Below are 25,238 nucleotides of genomic sequence, written 5' to 3' on the forward strand. Positions count from 1 at the left end.
ACTGAACGGCGAAGGCCCCCGGGGAACTCCCCGGGGGCCTTCCTCATGCCGTGGTCACTTGCGGGCGGAGGTGACGCGGTAGACGTCGTACACGCCCTCGACGCCGCGCACCGCCTTGAGCACGTGGCCCAGGTGCTTCGGGTCGCCCATCTCGAAGGTGAAGCGGCTCATCGCCACCCGGTCCCGGGAGGTCTGGACCGCCGCCGACAGGATGTTGACGTGCTGGTCGGAGAGCACCCGGGTGACGTCCGAGAGCAGCCGGGAGCGGTCCAGCGCCTCGACCTGGATGGCCACCAGGAAGACCGAGGACTGGGTGGCCGCCCACTCGACGTCGATCATCCGCTCGGGCTGCTGGCTCAGCGACTCGACGTTGACGCAGTCGGCGCGGTGCACCGAGACGCCGTTGCCACGGGTGACGAAGCCGACGATCGGGTCGCCCGGCACCGGGGTGCAGCAGCGGGACAGCTTGACCCAGACGTCCTCGACACCCTTGACGATCACGCCCGGGTCGCCCTTGGCCCGGCGGCGGACGGCCCGGCGGGTGTCGTGGGTCGGGGTCGCGGTCTCGGCCAGGTCCTCGGTCGCGCCCTCCTCGCCGCCGAGCGCCTGGACCAGCTTCTGGACGATGTTCTGCGCGGCGACGTGCCCCTCGCCGATGGCGGCGTAGAGCGAGGAGATGTCGGGGTAGCGCATCTCGTGGGCCAGGGTGACCAGCGAGTCGCCGGTCAGGATCCGCTGGATCGGCAGGCCCTGCTTGCGCATCGCCCGGACGATCGCCTCCTTGCCGTGCTCGATCGCCTCCTCGCGGCGCTCCTTGGAGAACCAGGCGCGGATCTTGTTGCGGGCGCGCGGCGACTTGACGAAGCCCAGCCAGTCCCGGGACGGGCCGGCGTTCTCCGCCTTGGAGGTGAACACCTCGACGGTGTCGCCGTTCTCCAGCGTCGACTCCAGCGGCACCAGCCGTCCGTTGACCCGGGCCCCTATGGTCCGGTAGCCGACCTCGGTGTGCACCGCGAAGGCGAAGTCGACCGGGGTCGCCCCGGCGGGCAGGGCTATCACGTCACCCTTGGGGGTGAAGACGAAGACCTCGTTGCTGGCCAGGTCGAAGCGGAGCGACTCCAGGAACTCGCCCGGGTCGGCGGTCTCCTTCTGCCAGTCCAGCAGCTGCCGCAGCCAGGCCATCTCGTTGACGGCGCCGGCCTTGTCGTCCTTGCGGACCTGGGTCGGGGTGTCGGTGCGGACCTTGGAGGCCCCGGCGACCGCGCGCTGCTTGTACTTCCAGTGGGCGGCGATGCCGTACTCGGCCCGCCGGTGCATGTCGAAGGTGCGGATCTGGAGTTCGACGGGCTTGCCGCCGGGACCGATCACCGTGGTGTGCAGCGACTGGTACATGTTGAACTTGGGCATCGCGATGTAGTCCTTGAACCGCCCCGGCACCGGGTTCCACCGCGCGTGGATGGTGCCCAGCGCCGCGTAGCAGTCGCGGACGGTGTCGACCAGGACCCGGATGCCCACCAGGTCGTAGATCTCGGCGAAGTCCCGGCCCCGGACGATCATCTTCTGGTAGACCGAGTAGTAGTGCTTCGGCCGGCCGGTGACGGAGGCGGTGATCCGGGCGCCGCGCAGGTCCGTCTGGACCTGGTCGATGACGGTCGCCAGGTACTCGTCCCGCTTGGGGGCGCGCTCGGCGACCAGCCGGACGATCTCGTCGTACATCTTGGGGTAGAGGATCGCGAAGGCGAGGTCCTCCAGCTCCCACTTGATGGTGTTCATGCCCAGCCGGTGCGCCAGCGGGGCGTAGATCTCCAGCGTCTCGCGGGCCTTCTTCTCCTGCTTCTCCCGCTTGAGGTAGCGCATCGTGCGCATGTTGTGCAGGCGGTCGGCCAGCTTGATCACCAGGACCCGCGGGTCCTTGGCCATCGCCACGACCATCTTGCGGACGGTCTCGGCCTGGGCGGCCTCGCCGAACTTGACCCGGTCGAGCTTGGTGACGCCGTCGACCAGCAGGGCCACCGAGTCGCCGAAGTCCTTGCGCAGGGTCTCCAGGCCGTAGTCGGTGTCCTCGACGGTGTCGTGCAGCAGCCCGGCCATCAGCGTCGGGGCGTCCATGCCGAGCTCGGCGAGGATGGTCGCGACGGCCAGCGGGTGGGTGATGTACGGGTCGCCGCTCTTGCGCTTCTGCCCGCGGTGCCACTTCTCGGCGACGGCGTAGGCGCGCTCGATGTCGCGCAGCAGCGCCGGGTCAGCCTTGGGGTCGTTCGCCCGGATCGAGCGGAACAGCGGCTCCAGCACGGGGTTGAGCACGCTGGAGCGCTGGCCGCCGAGGCGGGCCAGGCGGGCGCGCATGCCGCCGCCGGTACCGGAGCCGCGGCCGAGCGGGGCGAGCTGGCGCGAGGAGGTGGGCGCCGGGCGTGCCGGAGTGGCCCCCGAGGGCGTGGGACGGTCTTCGGGGGCGGCCGCTGCGGCCGTGGGCACAACCTCGTCGGGCAAGGACACTCCTCGGGGCACCGGGGCCGACCCCCCGCCGAGGCCCGTGCGGTCCGGGCACAACCGGGAGGGGATGAATCTTCATGGTACCGAGCCGGGCGGCCCGGTGTTCATCCGGCCGGGCCCGTCAACGCAAGGACGGCGGTCGGATGATCCGACCGCCGTCCCTTCAGCCCGTCGCCGAGCCCGTCCCTCAGACCGTGACCAGCGTCTCCAGCGGGGCGCCGTTCAGGTGCCCGGCCAGCCGCTCGCGGCCGTCCAGGAAGCCCAACTCCATCAGCACCACGACGCCCGCCAGCTCGGCGCCGGCCTCCTTCACCAGCTCCAGCGAGGCGCCTATGGTGCCGCCGGTGGCCAGCACGTCGTCCACCACCAGCACCTTCTCACCGGGCTCGAAGGCGTCGCACTGCACCTCCAGCGTCGCCGAGCCGTACTCCAGCTCGTACGAGCGCCGGAACACGTCGCCGGGCAGCTTGCCCTGCTTGCGGATCGGCACGAAGCCCAGTCCGGCCGCGAAGGCCGCCGGGGCCGCCAGCACGAAGCCGCGCGCCTCCAGACCCACCACCTTGGTCGCCCCGAGCTCCTTCGCCCGGTCGGCCAGCGCCCGGGTCAGGGCACCGTAGGCCTCGGCGTCGGCGAGCAGCGGTGCGATGTCCTTGAACAGCACACCCGGCTTCGGGTAGTCCGGGACGTCCCGTATCCGGCTGTTCAGCAGCTCGGCCAGGGTGATGTCGGCGGTGGTCACGGTGGTGTCCTTAGGGTCTGGGTAATCAGCGCTTGGTGGACGGACGGCCCTTGGGCCGCGCGGCACCGGCCGCCCGACCGCGCTGACCGACCATACCCGCGGGCTGGTCCCCGTCCGCACCCTCGTCCGTCGACGCCGCGTCCGAGCCTTCGGCCTTGGCGGCCGCGGCCCGGTGCTGCAGGACCCGCTTGCGCAGGGCCTTCATCTCCGGCTGCTCCTCCTTGAGCTGCGCCAGCAGCGGGGTGGCGACGCAGATCGAGGAGTAGGCACCGGCCGCGAGGCCGATGAACAGCGCGAGCGAGATGTCGTTCAGGGTGCCGGCGCCCAGCAGGCCGCCGCCGATGAACAGCAGCGCGGCGACCGGCAGGAGCGCCACCACGGTGGTGTTGAGCGAACGCACCAGGGTCTGGTTGAGGCCGGCGTTGGCCGCCTCGCTGTAGGTGCGCTTGTTCTGCTTGGTGAGGTCCTTGGTGTTCTCCTTCACGGTGTCGAAGACGACGACCGTGTCGTAGAGCGAGTAACCGAGGATCGTCAGGAACCCGATCACCGTACCGGGGGTGACCTCGAAGCCCACTAGGGCGTACACACCGATGGTGATCAGCAGGTCGTGGATCAGGGCGACCAGGGCGGCCACCGCCATCCGCCACTCGAAGGCGATCGCCAGGTAGAGCGTCACCAGGACCATGAAGATGATCAGGCCGGTGAGCGCCTTGTTGGAGATCTGCTTGCCCCAGCTGGGGCCGATGACCTGGGCCTCGACGGTGTCCAGCGGCACGCCGATCTTCTCGGCGAGCTGCGAGCGGACCTCGTCGGAGCTCTTCGTCTCGTCGGTGCTGACCTGGATGCGGATCTTGTTGCCGTCGGTCGACTGCACCAGCGGGTGCGAGGAGACGACCTCATCGGCCTTGTCCTGCGCCTGCGAGACGGTCAGACCGGGCTTGGTCACGGTGTAGACCGAGCCGCCCTTGAACTCGATGCCCAGGTGCAGGCCCATGGCCAGGCCGATCGCCGCGACCAGCACGATCACACCGGAGATCGAGTACCAGAGCTTGCGGCGCCCGACGAAGTCGAAGCTGACCTCGCCCTGGTAGAGCCGGTGGCCCAGATTGGAGAAGCGTGACACGGTGTCAGGCCTCCTTCACGGCGGCAGAGGAGGAGCTACGGCGACGGCTGCTGCGCAGCGGCGGGCGGGCGCCCAGCCGCTTCGGGTCCAGGCCGGACCACGGGTGACCCTCGGAGAAGAACTTGCGCCGGGCCAGCAGCGTGATCAGCGGCTTGGTGAAGAGGAAGATCACCACGACGTCGAGCGCGGTGGTCAGACCCAGGGTGAAGGCGAAGCCCTGGACCTTGCCGACCGAGACCACGTAGAGCACGGCGGCACAGAGGAAGGACACGAAGTCCGAGACCAGGATGGTGCGCCGGGCACGCGGCCAGGCCCGCTGGACCGCCGGGCGCAGCGGCGCGCCCTCGCGGACCTCGTCGCGGATGCGCTCGAAGTACACGATGAAGGAGTCAGCGGTGATGCCGATCGCGACGATCGCACCGCAGACCGCCGGCAGGTTCAGCGCGAAGCCGATCCCGCCGCCGAGCAGGCTCATGATCGAGTAGGTCAGGGCCGCCGAGACGAGCAGACCGGCGATCGAGACCAGGCCCAGGCCGCGGTAGTAGATCAGCGAGTACGCGACGACCAGCAGCATGCCGATCGCACCGGCGACCAGACCGGCCTTGAGCTGGTCACTGCCCAGCGCCGGGGAGACGGTGGTGATGTCGCTCTTGGTGAACTCCAGCGGCAGGGCGCCGTAGCTCAGCACGTTGGAGAGGTCCTGGGCCTCGGCCTGGGAGAACTGTCCGGTGATGACCGCGCTACCGCCCGGGATCGGGCCGTTGACCTGCGGGTGCGAGACCACCTGGTTGTCCAGCACGATGGCGAACTGGTTGGCCGGCGGGGTCTGGGTGGCCAGCTGGCCGGTGACCTTGGAGAAGGCGTCGGTGCCGGCGCCGTTGAACTGCAGCTGGACCTGCCAGCCGCCGCCGGTCTGGGTGTCGAGGCCCGCCTGGGCCTTGGAGATGTCCGCGCCCTTCACGGCCGCGGGGCCGAGGGCCAGCTTCTCGTAGTAGCCGTGCTCGGCCTTCTGGGAGCAGGCCACCATGGCCTTGTCCTCGGCGCCGGTCTGGGTGGCGCGGACCTCGGGCTTGGTGCAGTCGAGCTTCGCGAAGGCGTCGGCCAGCTCCGGCGGGACGGTGCCCTGGGTCATCGCGGCGCTCAGGTCGGCGGCGCTCGGCGCGGTGGGCTGGGCGCTCGGGGCGCCGGTGGCGGCCGGGGCCGCGGAGCCGGTGGCGGCCGGGGACGGAGCGGTGCTCGCGCCGGTGGCGGCGGCCGACGGGCTGGCGCCCTCGGCGGCCAGGGCCTCACCGACGGCGCGGCCCTGCTTGGTGGCGCTCGCCGAGGCGGTCGGCGCGTGGCTGGCGGAGGAGCTCGCGCCCGCCGAGGCCGAGGCGGTGGCCGACGGGGTGGCGCTGCCCGAGGGGGCGGCGCTCGGGCTGCCGGTCGCGCCGGCGGACGGGGTGCCGCTGGGCGCGGACGGGGTGCCGGTGGGCGCGGGGGGGGTGACACCGCTGGGCGCCACGGCCAGGACCGGACGGAAGAACAGCTTCGCGGTGGTACCGACCTGGTCCGCCGCGTTCTGCTGGTCGCCGCCCTTGGGGATGTTCACGATGATCGTGTCCGAGCCCTGGGTCTGGACCTCCGCCTCGGAGACACCCATTCCGTTGACCCGGCGCTCGATGATCCCGACGGCGATGTCCATGTTGGACTTGTTGACCGCCTTGGGGTCGGTCGACTTCGCGGTCAGCGTGATGCTGGTGCCACCGGCGAGGTCGATTCCGAGCCGGGGCTTGGTGTTGCCCGTCCCGAACATGAGGGCGACCAGTCCGACGGTGACGACCAGGATGAGGGCCAGCGCCCGCCCTGGGTAGCCGTCGCGCGGGCGCGACTTGGGTGTTGCCACCTTGCTCGTTTCTCCCTGTCCATGCCACCTCCCCGACCGGACCCCCGTCCGGCTCGTGGCGGGACGGGGGCATGGCGGTTCTGCGGCCCTGAGGTCCTGTGGGCTCGCGGCACTGCGCCGCGCGGCCGGGCGGGTTGCCCGGCCGTACTACTTGCTCGCGGGAGCCCCGCCCTCGGCATCGCCCTTCTCGGCGCTGTCCTTGGTGAGCGACAGCGCCTTGTCCTCGACCGGCACGGCGTCCGCGTCCTCGGCCTCGGGCTCGGGCAGCTCGTCATCGCCGGGGCGACCGTTGATGATCGCGTCGTACTCCTGGGGGTCCAGGACGGCCGCGATGGCGCTCTTGGTGAAGTGGGTGACCACGCCGGGAGCGATCTCCAGCTCGACGGTCTCGTCGTTGACCGCCTTCACCTGGGCGTACAGGCCGCCGATGGTGCGCACCCCCGCCCCGGGCTCCAGCGCGGTCTGCATCTGCTGCATCTGCGACTGGCGCTTCTTCTGCGACCGGAACATGAGCACGATCGCGATGATCGGGAGGAGAAGGATGATGAGGTTCACTGCAGCCAGGGTCCTTTACGGGCCGCCGGCCGGCGGCCTGTGTGGTATGGGTCGGCCCGTCAGGTGAGAGGGGCGGTCCGGCGGAGTCTAGGCGACCCCGAACTGATCGGACAACGCCAAGCATCGCATCCTGCCGCCGAAAGTGGCGACCCTCGGCCTGCACAGTTTCCACGGACTTCTCCCCTGGCTCCTCCCCGCCCTGCGGCGCCTGGCCGGGCGCCGGGAACCGGTGGACACCTCTCACCCGTTCAGTCCATGCCGGTCAACTTCCGTCCGCCGGGAACAGCTGCGGCTGGGCGGTCGCCGCACCGCGGGTGGTCTGGACCGGCGCGGTCTGCACCGGCGGAGTCAGGCCGAGGTGCTGCCAGGCGGCGGCGGTGGCGATCCGCCCGCGCGGGGTGCGGGCGAGCAGGCCCTCGCGGACCAGGAAGGGCTCGGCCACCTCCTCGACCGTCTCGGCCTCCTCCCCCACGGCGACCGCGAGTGTCGACAAACCGACCGGCCCGCCGCCGAACAGCCGCAGCAGCGCGTCCAGCACCGCGCGGTCCAGCCGGTCCAGACCGCGGGCGTCCACCTCGTAGACGTCCAGCGCCTGGGCGGCGATCTCGGCGCTGACCTGGCCGTCGTGCCGCACCTGGGCGTAGTCGCGGACCCGGCGCAGCAGCCGGTTGGCGATGCGCGGGGTGCCGCGCGAGCGCCCGGCGATCTCGGCCGCACCGGCCGGGTCTATCTCGACGTCCAGCAGGGCGGCCGAGCGGTGCACCACTCGCTGCAGCTCGCTCGGGGCGTAGAACTCCATGTGCCCGGTGAAGCCGAAGCGGTCGCGCAGCGGGGGTGGCAGCAGCCCGGCCCGGGTGGTGGCGCCGACCAGGGTGAAGGGCGGCAGCTCCAACGGGATGGCGGTGGCGCCCGGACCCTTGCCGACGATCACGTCGACCCGGAAGTCCTCCATCGCCATGTAGAGCATCTCCTCGGCCGGCCGGGACATCCGGTGGATCTCGTCGAGGAAGAGCACCTCGCCCTCGGTGAGCGAGGAGAGGATCGCCGCGAGGTCCCCCGCGTGCTGGATGGCCGGGCCGGAGGTGATCCGGATCGGGGCGCCCAGCTCAGCGGCGATGATCATGGACAGGGTGGTCTTGCCGAGCCCCGGAGGCCCGCTCAGCAGCACGTGGTCGGGTGCGCTGCCGCGCTTGCGGGCAGCCTGGAGCACCAGGGACAGCTGCTCGCGCACCCGCTCCTGGCCGATGAACTCGTCCAGCAGCTTGGGGCGCAGCGCCGCCTCAACCGCCTGGTCCTCGCCGTCGGCGGCGGCCGTGACCAGCCGGTCCGCAGGTTCCGAGTCGTACATCCTCGCGGGCTCCAAAGTCTCCGTTGTCGACAAACAGACAGATCGTCAGGGGGGATTCAGCGGGCGCGGTTGAGGCCGCGCAGCGCCAGCCGGAGCAGGGCGCCCACATCCGGCGTCTGCTGCGCCTCCGCCTCCGGGGTGACCGCCGCGACCGCCTCGTCCGCCTCACGCGGGGCGTAGCCCAGGCCGGTCAGCGCGGAGTGCAGCTGCTCGCTCCACGGCGCCGGGCCGGCGGCGATCGGCTTCTGGGCGGGCACCGCACCGTGCGGCGCGCCCAGCTTGTCCTTGTACTCCAGCAGCAGCTTGGCCGCCTTCGCCTTGCCGATGCCCGGCACGGCGACCAGCGCCTTCTCGTCCCCACCCGCGACCGCGGCGCGCAGCGCGTCCGGGCTGTGCACGCCGAGGATGGCCTGCGCCAGCTTGGGGCCGACGCCCGGCGCGGCCTGCAGGATCTCGAACACCGAGCGCTCGTCGTCGTCCGCGAAGCCGAACAGGGTGAGCGAGTCCTCGCGGACCACCAGCGAGGTCGCCAGCCGGGCCGGCTCGCCCAGCCGCAGGCCGGCCAGGGTGTTCGGGGTGCACTGCACGGCCATGCCGACCCCGCCGACCTCGACCACCGCGACGCCGGAGGAGATGGCCGCCACGGGGCCCTGGACGAAGGCGATCACCGAAGCCTGCCTTTCACAGAAGTAGAGGGGGCTTTCAGAAGCACGGAGCGCGAGGTGGAGCGGGCGGCGTTGACCGCGGCCTCCAGGCGGTTGGTCGCCCCGCCGCGCCAGATGTGGCAGATGGCCAGCGCCAGCGCGTCGGCCGCGTCGGCGGGCTTGGGCGGGGCGTCCAGCCGCAGCAGCCGCTGCACCATGGCCGTGACCTGCGCCTTGTCCGCCCGACCCGAGCCGGTGACGGCGGCCTTGACCTCGCTGGGGGTGTGCAGGGTGACGGGGATGCCGCGCCGGGTGGCGCAGAGCATCGCGACCGCGCTGGCCTGGGCCGTCCCCATCACGGTCCGGACGTTGTGCTGGGCGAAGACCCGCTCGACGGCCACCAGATCGGGCCGGTGCTCGTCCAGCCAACCCTCGATCCCCTGCTCGACCAGCAGCAGCCGCTGCCCGATCTCGGCATCGGCGGGCGTGCGCACCACGCCCACCCCGACCATCCGCAGCGGCCGGCCCGGCGCACCCTCGACCACGCCGACCCCGCACCTGGTCAGCCCCGGGTCCACACCCAGCACCCGCACGTCACGCCCCGCCTCTCTGTGACTCACCACTCGCCGAAGGACCTGCGCGAAGGCTACCGTCCGGGTCCGACAGCCCCGCCGACGACACCGGCCCGGCGGTCCTGGGACCACCGGGCCGGGCAGTGAGAACGATCGCTCGGTGCCGTTACTCGGCGTCGAGCTGCGCGCCGACCTCGTCGGAGATGTCGAAGTTGGCGAAGACGTTCTGCACGTCGTCGCTGTCCTCGAGCGCGTCGATCAGCTTGAGGATCTTGCGGGCGCCGTCGACGTCCAGCTCGACCTGCATGCTCGGGAGGAAGTTGGCCTCGGCCGAGTCGTAGTCGACGCCGGCGTCGACCAGCGCGGTGCGCACGGCGACCATCTTGGCGGCCTCGGAGACGATCTCGAAGGAGTCGCCGAGGTCGTTGATCTCCTCCGGCTCCTGGTCGAGGACGACCTCGAACAGCTTGTCCTCGTCCACGCCGTCGGCCTTGGGGACGATCACGACACCCTTGCGGGTGAACAGGTACGAGACCGAACCCGGGTCGGCCATCGAGCCGCCGTTGCGGGTCATCGCCACGCGCACGTCGGAGGCGGCGCGGTTGCGGTTGTCGGTGAGGCACTCGATCAGGACGGCGACACCGTTCGGGCCGTAGCCCTCGTACATGATGGTCTGGTAGTCGGCACCGCCGGCCTCCAGACCGCCACCGCGCTTGACGGCGCGGTTGATGTTGTCGATCGGGACCGAGCTCTTCTTCGCCTTCTGGATGGCGTCGTAGAGGGTCGGGTTGCCCGCCGGGTCGGGACCGCCGGTGCGCGCCGCCACCTCGATGTTCTTGATCATCTTGGCGAAGAGCTTGCCGCGCTTGGCGTCGATCACGGCCTTCTTGTGCTTGGTGGTAGCCCACTTAGAGTGGCCGGACATCGCCAGCTCCTTTACGTCGCCAAATGGAAATGAAACAGATGAGATCTTACCGGTGTCGTCACCGGTAAGACGCACACGGCTACGGGTGCCCTATCGGGCGGCGAGGTGCTCCTCGACCATCCGCACGAAGTAGGCGTGCACGCGGTGGTCGCCGGTGAGCTCCGGGTGGAAGGAGGTGGCCAGCAGGTTGCCCTGGCGCACGGCCACGATCCGGGCCTCCGGACCGTCCGCGGCTGGCAGCTCGGCCAGCACCTCGACACCCGCGCCGACCGCCTCGACCCAGGGGGCGCGGATGAAGACTCCGTGCACCGGCACGTCGTCCATGCCCTTGAAGGCGATCCCGGACTCGAAGGACTCGTTCTGGCGGCCGAAGGCGTTGCGGCGCACCGTCATGTCGATGCCGCCGACGGTCTCCTGGTCCTCCCGACCGTCGAGGATCTTGTCGGCCAGCATGATCATGCCCGCGCAGGTGCCGTACACCGGCATCCCGGCGGCGACCCGCTCGCGCACCGGGTCCATCACGCCGAACAGCAGCGCCAGCTTGGACATGGTGGTGGACTCCCCGCCGGGGATCACCAGCGCGTCGACCTCGGCCAGCTCCTCGGCACGGCGCACCGGACGGGCGAGCGCGTCGGCCTCGGCCAGCGCCACCAGGTGCTCGCGGACGTCGCCCTGCAGGGCGAGGACGCCGATGACTGGAGTGCTCACGGTCTTCAACCTCAATCGATCGTCACTACGGAAATACGCGGCACGGCCCGCCGCGCGCCGGGGCGCCGCGGCGGGCCTGAGCCGATCTACGGGTGGGCGGGGCGATTACCAGCCGCGGTTGGCGTAGCGCTCGGTCTCCGGCAGGGTGTCGCAGTTGATGCCGACCATGGCCTCGCCCAGGTTGCGGGAGGCGTCCGCGATGATCTTCGGGTCGTCGTAGAAGGTGGTGGCCTTCACGATGGCGGCGGCGCGCTTGGCCGGGTCACCCGACTTGAAGATGCCGGAGCCGACGAAGACGCCCTCGGCGCCCAGCTGGCGCATCAGCGCGGCGTCGGCCGGGGTGGCCACGCCACCGGCGGAGAACAGCACCACCGGCAGCTTGCCGAGCTCGGCGACCTCCTTGACCAGCTCGTACGGGGCGCGCAGCTCCTTGGCGGCGGCGTACAGCTCGTTGTGGTCCAGGGCGCGCAGCTGGCCGATCTCGTTCTTGATCTGGCGCAGGTGGCGGACGGCCTCGACGACGTTGCCGGTGCCGGCCTCACCCTTCGAGCGGATCATGGCCGCGCCCTCGGCGATGCGGCGCAGGGCCTCGCCCAGGTTGGTGGCGCCGCAGACGAAGGGGGTGGTGAAGGCCCACTTGTCGGAGTGGTTGACCTCGTCGGCCGGGGTCAGCACCTCGGACTCGTCGATGTAGTCGACACCGAGCGACTGCAGGACCTGGGCCTCGACGAAGTGGCCGATGCGGGACTTGGCCATCACCGGGATGGAGACCGCGTTGATGATCTCCTCGATCATGTTCGGGTCGGACATGCGGGCCACGCCGCCGTCCTTGCGGATGTCGGCCGGAACCCGCTCCAGGGCCATGACGGCCACCGCGCCGGCGTCCTCGGCGATCTTCGCCTGCTCGGCGTTGACCACATCCATGATCACACCGCCCTTGAGCTGCTCGGCCATGCCGCGCTTGACCCGGGCGGTACCGATCTGCGGCTGGTCTGCGGTGGTGGGGGTGGTGGACACGTGAGACCTCACTCGAAGATGAACCAGTGCTATCGCCCTATGGTAGGCGGAACGGGTGGCCCATCCATGTGCCACCCAGTCCAGCCCGGACGACGGGATGCGACAAACGGGCCGTATCCGGGGACAGCCTAAGCAGGCGCCCCCTCGGGCGTGAGCGCGGGCGGCGGGGCGTCGTCCATCTCGAAGGCCAGCGGGAACGGCGCCTTCCCCGCCAACCGGAAGTAGCGCACCAGCCGGTGCTCGCGCACCGCCCGCGCCGCCCGCACCGCGTCGTTGTGGAACCGGCGGGCCATCGGCACCCGGCGCACCGCAGCCGTCAGATCACGAACGGCGTCCTCGCCGCCCGGCTCGGCCATCAGCGCCGCCACCTGCTCCGGCTCCTCGAACACCGCCCGCAGCGCCAGGCTCAGCTGGCTCTCCGCCACCTCGCGCTGCTCGTCGTCGGCCTGCCGCGCCGCGTGCGCCGCGTCCAGCAGCAGCAGCGAGGCCGCCGGGTCCAGCAGCGAGGATGTCGCCAGCTCCATCGCCACCGAGGCCCGCCGGACCAGCTGCGCGTCCAGCGCCGCCCGCGCGGCGTCGATCCGGGCGTGCAGCCGGTCCAAGCGCCCGGCCGTCCAACTCAGGTACATGCCGAACAGCACCACGGCCACGCCGGCCCAGATCCAGGTAGTCACGGGCCGCTACGTTACCGGGTGTCACCGGCTCACCCCTGGGCGGTCGCGCTGCGGTAGCTCTCCCGGTCGATGTCCGTGATGTTCACCGCGGTGAACAGCCGCACCCCGGGCTTCGGCTTCAGGTGCTCGGCCAGCAGCGCCAGGACGCCCTCGCTCAGCGCCGCCTTCGCCTCCGGCGTGCGACCGGGGAAGATCTGGAACTCGACGAAGACCTGCCCGTCGTGCGGGATCCTGGACGTCCCCACGACGAGCAGCTCGCTCTGGCGGAACACCGTCTTGCACGACCCCGGCTTCGCGTCGATGGTCTCCTCCGCGAGCCGGTTGATCGCCACACCGAGCGACACCCGGTCGAAGCTGTGGGCCAGGTTGGCGGAGTAGTCGACGGAGATCTGCGGCATCGTTGCCCCCATGAATCGCGGTGGTGCGGTCGCCCGACCCTAACGCCACGAACATCCGGCCGCCCCGCGGGCCCACCACCACCGACCGGCCCGCCGAGCACCCCCGTCGACCGGCCCGCCGATCAGTCCCTGGCCAGGCCGAACCGGCCGCGCCGCCCGCTGCGCACGTCCTCCTCGACCACCGCCGCCTCCCCGGCCGTCACGGTCTCGTACACCGCCAGGATGTCCGCGCCCACCGTCGACCAGTCGAACCGCCGCACGTGCCGCGAGGCCGCCTTGCGCAGTTCCTCCAGCCGCGCCGGGTCGCCCAGCAGCCGCAGCGCCGTACGGGCCAGCGCGTCCGCGTCCTCCACCGGGAACAGCTCCCCGGCGTCCCCGCCGTCCAGCACCTGCTTGAACGCGTCCAGGTCGCTGGCCAGCACCGGCGCGCCCGCCGACATCGCCTCGACCAGGATGATCCCGAAGCTCTCCCCGCCGGTGTTCGGCGCCACGTACAGGTCCACGCTGCGCAGCAGCCGGGCCTTCTCCCGGTCGGACACCATCCCGAGGAACTCCACCTGCTCGCGGACCTCGGGCGCCAGGCCGGCGACGGCCTCCTCCTCGTCCCCCTTGCCCGCGACCAGCAACCGCACCCCGGGCCGCTCGGCCAGGATCCTCGGCAGCGCCGCCAGCAGCGTCGGCAGGCCCTTGCGCGGCTCGTTGATCCGGCCGATGAAGCCGATCGTGCCCGGCTCCCCCGCGGCCGCGTTGCCCGTCCAGCGCCCGTCCGGCTCGGCGTCCGCGAAGAAGCCGACGTCCACGCCGTTCGGGATCACCACCGCGTCCCCGCCCAGGTGCTCCACCAGGGTGCGCCGGGCGTACTCCGACACCGCGATCCGGGCCCGCATCTTCTCCAGGCCAGGCTGCAGGATCGGCGAGGCCGCGATCATCGCCCGGGAGCGCGGGTTCGAGGTGTGGAAGGTGCCCACCATCGGCCCGGTGGCCGACCAGGCGGCCAGCATCGACAGGCTCGGCGAGGCCGGCTCGTGCACGTGCAGGATGTCGAAGCGGCCCTCGCGCAGCCACCGCCGCACCCGCGCCGCCGACAGGATGCCGAAGCTCAGCCGCGCCACCGACCCGTTGTACGGCACCGCCACCGCCCGCCCGGCCGAGACCACGTACGGCGGCAGCGCCCCGTCGTCCTCGGCCGGCGCCAGCACCGACACCTGGTGGCCCAGCCGGATCAGGTGCTCGGCCAGGTCCCGGATGTGGAACTGCACCCCGCCGGGGACGTCCCAGTCGTACGGGCAGACGATGCCGATCTTCACGGGTTCCTCAAGCTCCTTCGGACAGGTCGTACGGGGCGGGCTCAGGACCCGGAGGCCTCGGCCGCGGGCTCCGGCGCCGCCTCCGCGCGCACCGCGGGCGACCCCTTCACCGTCTCACGGACCGGCAGGTCGGCCAGCCAGAGCTTCTGCAGCATGTGCCAGTCCTGCGGGTACTCCCGGATGCCCCGCTCCCACACGTCCGCCATCGCCTGGGTCATCGCCAGGGTCCGCGCCCTGCGGTCGCCCTCCTCGGGCGCCACGACCTCGGCGTGGATCCGCCCCCGCAGCACCGGACCGTCGTACCAGAGCGTCACCGGCAGCAGCGCCGCCCCGGTCCGCTGGCACAGCGCCGCCGGCCCGGCCGGCATCCGGGTCGCCTCCCCGAAGAAGGACACCTCGATGCCCGCCTCCGAGAGGTCCCGGTCCCCCACCAGGCAGACCAGCCGGCCCTCGCGCAGCCGCCGCGCCAGCGTGCCGATCACGTTCATGCCGCTGCCGGTCAGCGCCAGGACCTCCATGCCCTGGCCCTCCCGGAACGCGACGAACCGGTCGAACAGCCGCTCCGGCTTCAGCCGCTCGGCGACGGTGGTGAACGGGTAGCCCTGCTGCGCCACCCAGGTGCCCGCCAGGTCCCAGTTGCCCATGTGCGGCAGGGCTATCACCGCGCCGCGCCCGGAATCCAGCACCCCGCGCAGGTAGTCGAAGCCCTCCACCTGGACGTCCCGGGCGACCCTGACCCGGCTCCACACCGGCAGCCGGAAGGACTCCATCCAGTACCGCAGGTACGAGCGCATCCCGGCCCGCGACAGCGACCGCAGCGCGGCCTCGTCCAGCTCCGGACGGACCCGGCGCAGGTTGGCCTCCAGCTGGAGCACCCGCTTGCCGCGCCGGCGCCACGCGTAGTCCGCCAGCCGGTCGAACAGGCCCCGCGCCACCGGCTCCGGCAGGTGCTTCAGCACCGCCCACCCCAGCGCGTACGCCCAGTACACCAGTCGGTCCGTCACCGCAGGACGCCCCCCATCAGCTCCCGGCCGCCGCTCGGTCGGCCTCGAACGCCTCCCGGCGCACGGTCAGCATCCGCTGGAACACCGTCACCAGGCTGCCCGCCGCCACCAGCCACAGCGCCACCGGCAGCAGCCACTCTACGTACGGCACCCCGAACTTGTGCAGACCCGCGACACCGGCCGCCACCAGGCTGGCCACCAGCCGCTCGGCCCGCTCCACCAGCCCCGACACGTCGCACGGCAGGCCCTGGCTCTCCGCCCGTGCCTTGGTGTACGACACCACCAGGCCGCTGGCCAGGCAGAAGATCGCCACCGCGCACAGCAGGTTGTTGTCGCCCTTGCCCGCGTACCACATCGCCAGACCGCCGAAGATCGCCGCGTCCGCGACCCGGTCCAGCGTGGAGTCCAGGAACGCCCCCCACTTGGTGCTCCGACCCAGCTGACGGGCCATGTTCCCGTCCACCAGGTCCGAGAAGATGAACAGCGTGATCGTGATGGTGCCCCAGAAGAACTCCCCACGCGGGAAGAACACCAGTGCACCGGCCACCGATCCGGCGGTACCGATCAGCGTCACGGCGTCCGGGCTCACGCCCAGCCGGATCAGGAACGCGGCGAACGGGGTCAGAACACGTGTGAAGAAGGCACGCGCGTATTTGTTGAGCATGGCCTTCCCAGCCGCTCCGATCTCCCAGGTACCCGCCTGGCGCAGCGTGCGCAGCAGACGGCCGGACGAATGAGTCCGCCCGGCGCACCCATCGTAGCCACGCCGGGGACACGCTCTGGCGCACGCACCGCCGGACGGCACACCGGCCACGGCCCACACACGGACGGTCACACGACACGCGCCGACGCGACACCCGACCCTAGACTGCCAAAGACAGCCTCGGCGCTACGGGAGGAGACCCCGATGCCCGACCGCAGCACGGCACGAGCCGGTCAGGCGCCCGCCGTCACCGGCCCCCGGGACCTGCGCAACGTCGTCCTCATCGGCTCCAGCGGTGTGGGCAAGACCACCCTCGCCGAATCCCTCGCCCTCGCCGCCGGCGCCACCGGGCGGGCCGGACGCGTCACCGACGGCACCACCGCGTCCGACTACGAGGAGATCGAGCACCAGCAGCAGCGCTCCGTCCAGCTCTCGCTGCTCCCGCTCGAATGGAAGGGCGTCAAGATCAACCTGATCGACCCGCCCGGCCACCCCGACTTCGCCGCCGACCTGCGGGCCGCCCTGCACGCCGCCGACGCCGCCGTCTTCGTCGTCTCCGCCACCGACCCGGTCACCGCCCCCACCCGCGCGCTCTGGCGCGAGTGCGCCGCCGAAGGCATCCCGCGCGCCATCGCCGTCGCCAAACTCGACCTCGCCCGCACCGGCTTCGACGACATCCTCACCGCCTGCCACGACGCCTTCGGACTCGGCCCGGACACCCTGCGCCCGCTCTTCCTGCCCGTCCTCCACGACGGACACCCCGACGGCAGCGTGGACCTGCTCACCGGCGACACCTACGGCGACGCCGCCCCGCTCCCCGACACCGGCCCCGCCCACGACAGCCTCGTCGAGGCCATCTCCGGCCAGGACGACGCCCTCATGGAGCGCTACCTCTCCGGTGACACCCTCGACACCGACTCCCTGGAAGCCGGCCTGCGCCGCGAAGTCCTCGCCTGCACCCTCCACCCCGCCGTCCCCACCAGCGAGAACGGCCTCGGCGCCGCCGAACTCCTCGACCTGATCGCCCACACCTTCCCCGACCCCACCGAACGCACCCGCCCCGCCCCCGACTGCGACCCCGACGCCCCGCTCGCCGCCCAGGTCATCCGCGTCACCGGCGACGCCTACGTCGGCCGGATCAGCCTGCTGCGCGTGTACGCCGGCATCCTGCGCCCCGACACCAGGATCCACCTGGTCGGCCCCGCCCACACCGCCGACCAGAACGGCGACGAGCGCGTCACCGGCCTCACCAGCCCCTTCGGCAAACTCCAGCGGCCCGTCCCGCACGCCATCGCGGGCGACCTCGTCTGCGCCGCCAAACTCACCACCGCCCGCGCCGGCGACACCGTCCACGAGCCCGGCCACCCCGTCGAACTCGACGGCTGGACCCTCCCCGAACCCCTGCTGCCCATCGCCGTCGAGGCGCACAGCAAGGCCGACGACGACAAGCTCTCCCAGGCCCTCACCCGGCTCACCGCCGAGGACCCGGCCCTACGCCTGGAACAGAACCCCGACACCCACCAGCTGGTCCTCTGGTGCACCGGCGAGGCCCACGCCGAGGTCGTCCTCGACCGGCTGCGCACCCGCCACGGCGTCCACGTCGACACCGTCGAGCCCAAGGTCGCCCTGCGCGAGACCTTCGGCACCGCCGCCGCCGGCCACGGCCGCCTGGTCAAACAGTCCGGCGGCCACGGCCAGTACGCCATCTGCGACCTGGAGGTCGAACCCCTGCCGGCCGGCTCCGGCTTCGAGTTCCAGGAGCACGTCGTCGGCGGCGCCGTCCCCAAGCACTTCATCCCCTCCGTCGAGAAGGGCATCCGCGCCCAACTCGCCAAGGGCGTCGCCACCGGCCACCCGCTCGTCGACGTCCGGGTCACCCTCACCGACGGCAAGGCGCACTCCGTCGACTCCTCCGACGCCTCCTTCCAGAACGCCGCCGCCCTCGCCCTGCGCGACGCCGCCGAGCACGCCGTCATCCGGCTGCTCGAACCCGTCGCCGCCGTCAGCGTCCTGCTGCCCGACGAGTACCTGGGCGCCGTCCTCGGCGACCTCTCCGCCCGCCGCGGCCGGGTCCTCGGCACGGAGACGGGCGGGCCGAACCTCACCCTGCTGCGCGCCGAGGTCCCCGAACTCGAACTCGCCCGCTACCCGGTCGACCTGCGCTCACTCACCCACGGCACCGCCGAGTTCTCCCGCGCCTACCTGCGCCACGAACCCATGCCCACCGCCCTGGCCGAGCGCTACACCGACTGAGCGGCCCCGGTACGCCGCGGCAGCGCGCACGCCGCCGTACCCCCCGGCATCCGGTGCCGGTTGCGCGACACCCAGCGGTACGCCAGGGCCGCCACCGGACGCACCGGCGCGAGGGTCAACACCGCCCCCAGGTACGCCCACGCGCCCCCGGAGCGCATCAACAGCCGCGCCACCGCCTGCGCGCCCCCGTACACCCGGCCCGCCGGCGTCACCCACAGCACCTCGCGCTCGGCCCGCTCGGCCGACACCTCGCCCAGGCCACCCGCGAGCGCGTCCAGCTCCGACAGCTCCGCGAACTGGAACGGCACCGCCTCCCAGCCCCCCGAGGCCAGCGTCTGTCGCAGGTACGTCTCCCCCCACCGCACGCAGGACGAGCAGAACGCGCAGTCCCCGTCGAAGACCAGCACCGGATCCTTCACCACAACCCCCTTCGTCACGCCTTCGCCCTCCATCCTCCTCCACCCCGACACGGCCGGTTCAGGTGGGTATCGACCGGGCCGAAGCTGGGCATCATGCCTCTCAGGCCGGGTGCGGCTCGATCGTGACGGTTCGTGACGGAACTTCAGACGATCATCCGCGCGGGGGTGCCACCGCACGGTAACCTGCCGCTGACAAGGGGAGGAGGGGACGCCACCGTGACCACACTCGACATGACCCCGGGTGCGCAGATACCCCGGACCGACGCCGGCCCGCAGACCGCCGTCACCCAGGCGCTCTCCTCAGCCGCCTACCGGGACGGCGAGATCGGCAAGTTCGTCGAGGACGTCACCGACGCCAAGGAGAAGAAGGGCCGCTTCGCCCTCTTCCGCCCCAACCTCGGCGAGGCCTTCAGCAGGGCGCTGATCTCCCGCGCCCTCGACGGCGACCGCAAGCCCCTCGTCCCCTCCTTCGGCGTCGACACCCGGCAGGTCGTCGAACACTGCCTGGCCGCGGAGGAACTGCGCAACGCCCGCGACCGGCAGCTCAGCACCGTCACCGTCGTCACCGGCCTGCTCTTCCTGCCCGGCACCCTGATCTGGCTCGGCGCCTTCCAGCTGCGCGCCTGGCTCAAGCGGGACAACACCCGCGGCGCCGACGTCTACGGCGGCCTCGCGCTGATCGCGGCCGCCGCCCTCGCGATCCTGCTCGCACTGCGCCCCCCGGCCGCCGGCGTCCTGGGCGTCTACCTGCGGATCACCATGCTCGCCCCGGTGATCGGCTGGTACCTGGCCCGCCGGATCGTCGAGCGCTTCGCCAAGGACCTGCGCACCCGCTGGCAGGACCTGGTCGAGGGCAGCGCGGTCGCCGCCACCGTGGCCAAGGCCGTCCCCCGCGACGACCTGGACAAGAAGGCCAACGACCTGCGCGACAAGCTCGGCCGCCTGGACGCCGAGCAGGAGACCAACGTCCACCACTACGCCGGCCCGAAGGGCATCCTCGGCGCCGGCCGCCGCTGGGGCGAGTGGCGCCTGGCCGACACCCTGCACCCCGCCGAGGGCCACGCCGACTTCCGCGCCTTCCACCCCTGGGACCTGGTCCGCCGGATCTCCGCCCACCTCAAGGGCCTCGGCGTCAGCCACGTCGCCAACAGCGGCATCCCCAACGTCAACATCAAGCAGTGGGTGGTCTTCGACATCAGCGAGGGCGCCGACGAGATCAACCGCCCCGGCAACGCCGACATGGACGGCGACCGGATGCGCGACTTCGCCGTGCAGAGCATCGCCGACAAGCAGACCTTCCCCGGCGGCCCCCGGCACTACCTGGCCACCCAGTTCATCACCCACGACGGCAAGCTGGTCATCACCTTCACCGTCACGGTGACCCTGCTGGCCAACGTGCTGAGCATCTCGGTGGCCGGCTACGCGCTCGGCCCGGTCAAGGGCGTCTTCTTCGACAAGCCGAAGGACAAGGAGAAGACGATCGCCAAGACGGTGAAGTTCTGGGAGGAGCGCACCGTCAAACTCCCCCTGATCGACAACGACGAGGTGGTCCGCCAGGCCGTCCGCGCCCCCTTCCACCGGATGCCCGGCCTGCTCGGCTGGCTCGGCGGCGGCCTCGGCCTGCCCGAGCCCTTCGGACTGCGGCACTCCTGGGTCGCCACCGCCTGGAACAACCGCTCCATGGTCGACAACGCGCTCAACGCGTCCGTCCCGGTGCTCAACGCGGTGCACACCGCGACGCTGGAGTTCCTCCAGGAGCACGACCTGGACGCGGACCGCTTCTTCAAGAACCGCACCTCGATCATCAAGTCCGAGGCGCAGGGCGGCCGCCCGTACAAGGTCGACGAGTTCAACGCCGACTGATCCGGACGTACGAAAGGGGGCCTGCCACCGAACTCCTCGGTGACAGGCCCCCTTTCGTACGTCCGGATCAGCCCTGCGGCCAGGCCTCGGCCAGCATCTTGCGGGTGTCCGCCAGCAGTTGCGGCAGCACCTTGGTGTGGCCGACCACCGGCATGAAGTTGGTGTCGCCGCCCCAGCGCGGCACCACGTGCTGGTGCAGGTGCGCCGCGATCCCGGCCCCGGCCGCCGCGCCCTGGTTCATCCCGATGTTGAACCCGTGCGCCCCGGAGGCCGCCCGCAGCGCGGTCATCGCCTTCTTGGTGAAGTCGGCCAGCTCGGCCGTCTCCGCCTCGTCCAGGTCGGTGTAGTCGGCCACGTGCCGGTACGGGACCACCATCAGGTGCCCGCCGTTGTACGGGTACAGGTTCAGCACCGCGAACACGGAGCTCCCCCGGGCGATGACGAGCCCGTCCTCGTCGCTCAGCGACGGGATCGAGCAGAACGGACAACCGTCGTCCGGAGCCGGGCCGGTGGGCTTGTTCTCACCCTGGATGTACGCCATCCGATGGGGGGTCCACAGGCGGCGGAAGCCGTCCGGCTCACCGACGCCCCGCTGCAGTTCCGGCTCAGTCGTCATGCTGATCAGCATATTCGCCCAACGGTGCTTGCAAAGCCGCGCGGGGCAGACTCTTCAAGAGCCTGCCCCGCGCGTGACGGTCCGACTACGGCATCACACCTGGATGCGGTTCTTCACCGCGTCCAGGATCTCCTGGACCGCGTCCGCCACCGGAACGCCGTTCTTCTGCTCGCCGTTGCGGTAGCGGAAGGACACTGCGCCCGCCTCGACGTCGTCGTTGCCGGCGATCAGCATGAACGGAACCTTGGTCTTCTGGGCGTTGCGGATCTTCTTCTGCATGCGGTCGTCCGAGGTGTCCACCTCGACCCGGATCCCGTGCTTCTTCAGCTCGGCCGCGACCTCCAGCAGGTACGGCACGTGCTCGTCGGTGATCGGGATGCCGGTCACGGTGACCGGGGCCAGCCACGGCGGCATGGCGCCGGCGTAGTGCTCCAGCAGCACCGCGAAGAAGCGCTCGATCGAGCCGAACAGTGCGCGGTGGATCATGACCGGCCGCTGACGCGAACCGTCCGCGGCGGTGTACTCCAGGTCGAATCGCTCCGGCAGGTTGAAGTCGAGCTGGATGGTCGACATCTGCCAGGTACGGCCGATGGCGTCCTTCGCCTGCACCGAGATCTTCGGACCGTAGAAGGCCGCGCCACCCGGGTCCGGGACCAGCGGCAGGCCCTGCTTCTCGGCCACGCTCGCCAGGACGCGGGTGGCCTCCTCCCAGGTCTCGTCCGAGCCGACGTACTTCACCGGGTCCTTGGTGGACAGCTCCAGGTAGAAGTCGGTCAGACCGTAGTCACGAAGGAGGTTGAGGACGAAGGTCAGCGTCGAGTCGAGCTCGTCCGCCATCTGCTCGCGGGTGCAGTAGATGTGGGCGTCGTCCTGCGTGAAGCCGCGGGCACGGGTCAGGCCGTGCACCACACCCGACTTCTCGTACCGGTACACCGTCCCGAACTCGAAGAGGCGCAGAGGCAGTTCACGGTACGAGCGGCCGCGCGCGTCGAAGATCAGGTTGTGCATCGGGCAGTTCATCGGCTTGAGGTAGTAGTCCACGCCCTCGTCGAGCTGCATGGGCGGGTACATACCGTCCGCGTACCAGTCCAGGTGGCCGCTCTTCTCGAAGAGCTTCCCCTTGGTGGCGTGCGGGGTGTAGACGAACTCGTAGCCCTCTTCCTCGTGCCGCTTGCGCGAGTAGTCCTCCATGGCGCGGCGGATGATGCCGCCCTTGGGGTGGAAGACGGCGAGGCCGGAGCCGATCTCCTCGGGGATGGAGAAGAGGTCGAGCTCGTTGCCGAGCTTGCGGTGGTCGCGCTTCTCGGCCTCGACGAGGAAGTCCAGGTGGGCCTTCAGCTCGTCCTTGGTCGGCCAGGCGGTCCCGTAGATGCGCTGCAGCATCGGGTTCTTCTCGCTGCCGCGCCAGTAGGCGGCCGCGTTGCGCATCAGCTTGAACGCCGGGATGTGGCGGGTGCTGGGCAGGTGCGGGCCGCGGCAGAGGTCGCCCCAGCACTGGTCGCCGGACTTGGCGTCCAGGTTGTCGTAGATGGTGAGCTCGCCGGCGCCGACCTCGACGTCGGCGCCCTCGCCGGCGGTGGCGGCGGAGCCCTTGAGGCCGATCAGCTCCAGCTTGTACGGCTCGGCGGCCAGCTCCTCGCGGGCGGCCTCGTCGGTGACCACGCGGCGGGAGAACTTCTGCCCGCGCTTGATGATCTCCTGCATCTTCTTCTCGATGGCCTTGAGGTCATCGGGGTGGAAGGGCTTCTCGACGTCGAAGTCGTAGTAGAAGCCGTCCTTGACCGGCGGGCCGATGCCGAGCTTGGCCTCGGGGTAGAGCTGCTGCACGGCCTGGGCCATGACGTGCGCGGTGGAGTGGCGCAGGATGTCGAGGCCGTCCTTGCTGCCGATCGCGACCGGCTCGACCTCGTCGCCGTCCTGGAGGACGTAGGCGAGGTCCTTGAGCTGGCCGCCGACGCGGGCGGCGATGATCGAGCGGTCGTCGGCGAAGAGCTCGGCGGCCGTAGTGCCCGTCGTCACCACGCGCTCTTCCCGATCGGGTTCGCGGCTGATGATTACCCGGACGTCCGTCACCGGTCTCTCCTGACGTGCTGGATTCAGAGGACGCAACACTGCGCTGCGCGTGACGATGGTACCGAGAGCGTCACCCGCACCGTGAACTCAGGACCTGTCTCATGGGCCCTTGCCGCGCGCTGATCCGACAAAGCCCAGGAGACAGGCCCTACGCCCCCTCCCCTCCGTCCTGGAGCCCCTTCAGCAGTTGCTCGCGGTCGCCCTCGTCCCAGCCGCACAGCTCCAGGCCGTGCGGCCGGGTCAGCCGGCGGAAGCCGTCGCGGCGCTCCAGGCGGCCGGAGACCCGGACCGGGACGCCGGAGAGGTGGGCCTCGGCGGCGAGCCGGTAGTCGGGGTCGGGCAGGCGCAGCTTGAGTTCGCGGACCTCGGCGCCGCCCAGCACCCGCAGTCGGACCGAGCCGGGCCCGGACGGGTCGGCACGCTTGAGCCGGACGACCACGCCGACCACGGTGACGTCGACGGCGGGCTCGATGCGCTCCAGCAGCTCGGCGGCCTCGGCCAGGGCGGGCAGGTCGCCGGGTGAGAAGTCGAGGTCGATCCGGCGGTCCCCGAAGCCGCCCGGGATCCCGGCGGCGGGCGACCAGGCGACGGTGAGCCGGGCCGCGGTCGCGCCGCGCACCAGGTCCTCGACGGACTGGACGAGTTCGCGGCTGACCCCGGACCGGACGGCGTTCTCGAAGGCCTCGGGCCCGCCGCTGACCCGGCGGTAGTCGACGGCCTCGCGCAGCGCCTCCAGGGCCCGGACCAGAGTGGCGACGGCGGCCCGGCCCTCGGGGGCGGGGGTGTAGGCGGTGAGGGCGGCGCCCTGGTCGACGGCGCCCTGTTCGACGACCAGGACGCGGTCCAGGAAGTCCCCGGCGAGGCCGTCCAGCCGGGCGCCGAAGTAGGCCGCCGTGGTCCGTCCGGCCTTGGCCCCGGCGGCGAGCATCGTGCGCGCTGCCCGCTGGAGCCGCTCGGCGTCGTCCCAGGGGGTGGCGTCGGCGGGGCCGGGCCGTTCGCGGCGCCAGCGCAGTTCGTCGCCGGGGACGGCGAGGGCGAGCAGGATCGAGCGGGCGGAGGGGGTGCGGGAGCGGGAGAGGGCGGTGACGGCGTCGGTGAGGAGGTCGACGGCGTCGTCGAAGCCGTCCCCGGCGGGGACGAGCAGGCTGGTGCCGGGTTCGTCGTCCGGCGGGGTCCAGCGGCCGTACCGGGCGGCGGGGCCGCCGCGCCGGACCCAGCCGTGCCGGGCGAGCAGGGTGGTCAGCACCGCCGGGTCGACGGTGGCCGGGTCGGGCAGGGCCTGGGACGGGTCGTCCGGTCCGTGCGGCAGGGTCATGGGTCCAGTTCCTCGCTGCCGGGGCCGGGCGGTCACGGGCTGTCGCCCGCGCCGACCCGGGCCATGATGTCGCAGAGCGCGCGGTCGTCGAAGACCTTGTCGGTGGGTACCCGGACGTTGGTGCGCCGCTGTCCGGTGACCGGGTGGCCGGCCAGGTTGACCCAGTAGCAGCAGTGCCGCAGCTCCAGGGCGTCCGGGCGGGCCCGGAGCCAGTGGTCGACCCGGCGTGGCAGCAGCATCACGACCAGGATGCGCGGGACGGCGACCCGGGCGCGGGCGAGCTTGCGCAGGTGGTCGTTGTCCAGGGTGAAGCTGAAGAACGGCCCGGCCGGGTCGGGCGCGATCTGCTGGGTGGCCTTGAGCTGGATCTTGATGGTGACCTCGTCGTCCACCTCGTGCGCCCGGGAGCCGTGGCTGACCTGCCAGTCGATGCCGTTGTCCGGGAACGGTTGGGAGAGCGAGCAGCCGGCCGCGGCGGCGACCGCGTGCAGATAGCCGACCTGCAGCGTCTCCATGCAGGCGGTGACCGCGAGGTTCCCCCGCAGTGCGGCCGCCGCCCCGTCGGGCTGCGGCTGTGTCAGTGCCATCGCCCCGTGGCCTCCCC

Annotated in this window: 23 protein-coding genes; 2 read left to right on the forward strand and 21 right to left on the reverse strand. The window is 71.6% G+C overall.

Annotated elements, in window-relative coordinates; genetic code table 11:
* Positions 1 to 54: 54 nt before the first annotated feature.
* The 16 genes from ACIRYZ_RS19790 to pgsA all read right to left on the reverse strand — a co-directional run bounded on the left by ACIRYZ_RS19790 (position 55) and on the right by pgsA (position 16,056).
* The gene (locus ACIRYZ_RS19790) at positions 55 to 2,508 is read right to left on the reverse strand and encodes a RelA/SpoT family protein (protein ID WP_402945849.1); all 2,454 of its coding nucleotides are present in this window, start codon (positions 2,506 to 2,508) and stop codon (positions 55 to 57) included.
* A 172-nt stretch (positions 2,509 to 2,680) separates the two neighbouring features.
* Entirely contained in the window at positions 2,681 to 3,232 is a 552-nt protein-coding gene (locus ACIRYZ_RS19795) for an adenine phosphoribosyltransferase (RefSeq protein ID WP_402945850.1), read from the reverse strand.
* A gap of 25 nt (positions 3,233 to 3,257) precedes the next feature.
* Positions 3,258 to 4,355 carry a protein translocase subunit SecF gene (gene secF, locus ACIRYZ_RS19800; protein WP_402945852.1) on the reverse strand — a complete coding sequence of 366 codons (1,098 nt, stop codon included), beginning with the start codon at positions 4,353 to 4,355 and terminating at the stop codon, positions 3,258 to 3,260.
* Between the two features lie 4 nt (positions 4,356 to 4,359).
* Positions 4,360 to 6,240 (reverse strand): protein translocase subunit SecD, encoded by a 1,881-nt coding sequence (secD, locus tag ACIRYZ_RS19805; RefSeq protein ID WP_402945854.1) that lies wholly within the window; start codon positions 6,238 to 6,240, stop codon positions 4,360 to 4,362.
* Positions 6,241 to 6,387: 147 nt separating this feature from the next.
* A complete protein-coding gene (gene yajC / locus ACIRYZ_RS19810; protein ID WP_402945855.1) occupies positions 6,388 to 6,795 on the reverse strand; it encodes a preprotein translocase subunit YajC in 408 nt (135 codons plus the stop codon).
* Between the two features lie 262 nt (positions 6,796 to 7,057).
* Positions 7,058 to 8,143 (reverse strand): Holliday junction branch migration DNA helicase RuvB, encoded by a 1,086-nt coding sequence (ruvB, locus tag ACIRYZ_RS19815; RefSeq protein WP_402945857.1) that lies wholly within the window; start codon positions 8,141 to 8,143, stop codon positions 7,058 to 7,060.
* Positions 8,144 to 8,199: 56 nt separating this feature from the next.
* Entirely contained in the window at positions 8,200 to 8,811 is a 612-nt protein-coding gene (gene ruvA / locus ACIRYZ_RS19820) for a Holliday junction branch migration protein RuvA (RefSeq protein ID WP_380612090.1), read from the reverse strand.
* Positions 8,808 to 9,380 (reverse strand): crossover junction endodeoxyribonuclease RuvC, encoded by a 573-nt coding sequence (ruvC, locus tag ACIRYZ_RS19825; protein WP_402946067.1) that lies wholly within the window; start codon positions 9,378 to 9,380, stop codon positions 8,808 to 8,810. The genes ruvA and ruvC overlap by 4 nt, the downstream gene beginning before the upstream one ends.
* 145 nt (positions 9,381 to 9,525) lie before the next feature.
* On the reverse strand, positions 9,526 to 10,284 hold the full coding sequence (locus ACIRYZ_RS19830; protein ID WP_393031491.1) for a YebC/PmpR family DNA-binding transcriptional regulator: 759 nt from the start codon (positions 10,282 to 10,284) through the stop codon (positions 9,526 to 9,528).
* A 90-nt stretch (positions 10,285 to 10,374) separates the two neighbouring features.
* Complete coding sequence (pdxT, locus tag ACIRYZ_RS19835; RefSeq protein ID WP_402945860.1) at positions 10,375 to 10,992, reverse strand: pyridoxal 5'-phosphate synthase glutaminase subunit PdxT; 618 nt, start codon at positions 10,990 to 10,992, stop codon at positions 10,375 to 10,377.
* Between the two features lie 105 nt (positions 10,993 to 11,097).
* Positions 11,098 to 12,009 (reverse strand): pyridoxal 5'-phosphate synthase lyase subunit PdxS, encoded by a 912-nt coding sequence (gene pdxS / locus ACIRYZ_RS19840; protein ID WP_380612087.1) that lies wholly within the window; start codon positions 12,007 to 12,009, stop codon positions 11,098 to 11,100.
* A 128-nt stretch (positions 12,010 to 12,137) separates the two neighbouring features.
* The gene (locus ACIRYZ_RS19845; protein ID WP_380612086.1) at positions 12,138 to 12,683 is read right to left on the reverse strand and encodes a hypothetical protein; all 546 of its coding nucleotides are present in this window, start codon (positions 12,681 to 12,683) and stop codon (positions 12,138 to 12,140) included.
* Between the two features lie 29 nt (positions 12,684 to 12,712).
* Positions 12,713 to 13,081, reverse strand: coding sequence for a 5-carboxymethyl-2-hydroxymuconate Delta-isomerase (locus ACIRYZ_RS19850; RefSeq protein WP_402945862.1), 369 nt, complete (start codon positions 13,079 to 13,081; stop codon positions 12,713 to 12,715).
* A gap of 122 nt (positions 13,082 to 13,203) precedes the next feature.
* Positions 13,204 to 14,388: a glycosyltransferase family 4 protein gene (locus tag ACIRYZ_RS19855; protein ID WP_402945864.1), complete on the reverse strand. Its 1,185-nt coding sequence runs from the start codon at positions 14,386 to 14,388 to the stop codon at positions 13,204 to 13,206.
* Positions 14,389 to 14,429: 41 nt separating this feature from the next.
* On the reverse strand, positions 14,430 to 15,392 hold the full coding sequence (locus ACIRYZ_RS19860) for a phosphatidylinositol mannoside acyltransferase (protein ID WP_402945866.1): 963 nt from the start codon (positions 15,390 to 15,392) through the stop codon (positions 14,430 to 14,432).
* A 16-nt stretch (positions 15,393 to 15,408) separates the two neighbouring features.
* A complete protein-coding gene (pgsA, locus tag ACIRYZ_RS19865; protein WP_224278759.1) occupies positions 15,409 to 16,056 on the reverse strand; it encodes a phosphatidylinositol phosphate synthase in 648 nt (215 codons plus the stop codon).
* A gap of 243 nt (positions 16,057 to 16,299) precedes the next feature.
* Between pgsA and ACIRYZ_RS19870 the strand changes: the two genes are divergently transcribed.
* On the forward strand, positions 16,300 to 18,348 hold the full coding sequence (locus tag ACIRYZ_RS19870) for an elongation factor G-like protein EF-G2 (protein ID WP_402945867.1): 2,049 nt from the start codon (positions 16,300 to 16,302) through the stop codon (positions 18,346 to 18,348).
* On the opposite strand, the gene ACIRYZ_RS19875 is transcribed toward ACIRYZ_RS19870, so the two are convergent.
* Positions 18,336 to 18,785 (reverse strand): thiol-disulfide oxidoreductase DCC family protein, encoded by a 450-nt coding sequence (locus ACIRYZ_RS19875; RefSeq protein WP_402945869.1) that lies wholly within the window; start codon positions 18,783 to 18,785, stop codon positions 18,336 to 18,338. The genes ACIRYZ_RS19870 and ACIRYZ_RS19875 overlap by 13 nt on opposite strands.
* 198 nt (positions 18,786 to 18,983) lie before the next feature.
* Between ACIRYZ_RS19875 and ACIRYZ_RS19880 the strand changes: the two genes are divergently transcribed.
* Complete coding sequence (locus ACIRYZ_RS19880; RefSeq protein ID WP_402945871.1) at positions 18,984 to 20,630, forward strand: hypothetical protein; 1,647 nt, start codon at positions 18,984 to 18,986, stop codon at positions 20,628 to 20,630.
* Positions 20,631 to 20,697: 67 nt separating this feature from the next.
* Here the strand turns inward: ACIRYZ_RS19880 and ACIRYZ_RS19885 are convergent, their stop codons facing one another.
* The 4 genes from ACIRYZ_RS19885 to ACIRYZ_RS19900 form a co-directional block, all read right to left on the reverse strand.
* A complete protein-coding gene (locus tag ACIRYZ_RS19885; RefSeq protein WP_387625009.1) occupies positions 20,698 to 21,258 on the reverse strand; it encodes an HIT family protein in 561 nt (186 codons plus the stop codon).
* Positions 21,259 to 21,339: 81 nt separating this feature from the next.
* The gene (gene thrS, locus ACIRYZ_RS19890) at positions 21,340 to 23,319 is read right to left on the reverse strand and encodes a threonine--tRNA ligase (protein WP_402945873.1); all 1,980 of its coding nucleotides are present in this window, start codon (positions 23,317 to 23,319) and stop codon (positions 21,340 to 21,342) included.
* Between the two features lie 148 nt (positions 23,320 to 23,467).
* Complete coding sequence (locus ACIRYZ_RS19895; protein ID WP_402945875.1) at positions 23,468 to 24,634, reverse strand: hypothetical protein; 1,167 nt, start codon at positions 24,632 to 24,634, stop codon at positions 23,468 to 23,470.
* Between the two features lie 32 nt (positions 24,635 to 24,666).
* Positions 24,667 to 25,221, reverse strand: a complete 555-nt coding sequence (locus ACIRYZ_RS19900; RefSeq protein ID WP_387625015.1) for a DUF4365 domain-containing protein — start codon at positions 25,219 to 25,221, stop codon at positions 24,667 to 24,669.
* Positions 25,222 to 25,238 lie beyond the last annotated feature (17 nt).

This window comes from Kitasatospora sp. NPDC101155 (assembly GCF_044768305.1).
GTDB lineage: Bacteria > Actinomycetota > Actinomycetes > Streptomycetales > Streptomycetaceae > Kitasatospora.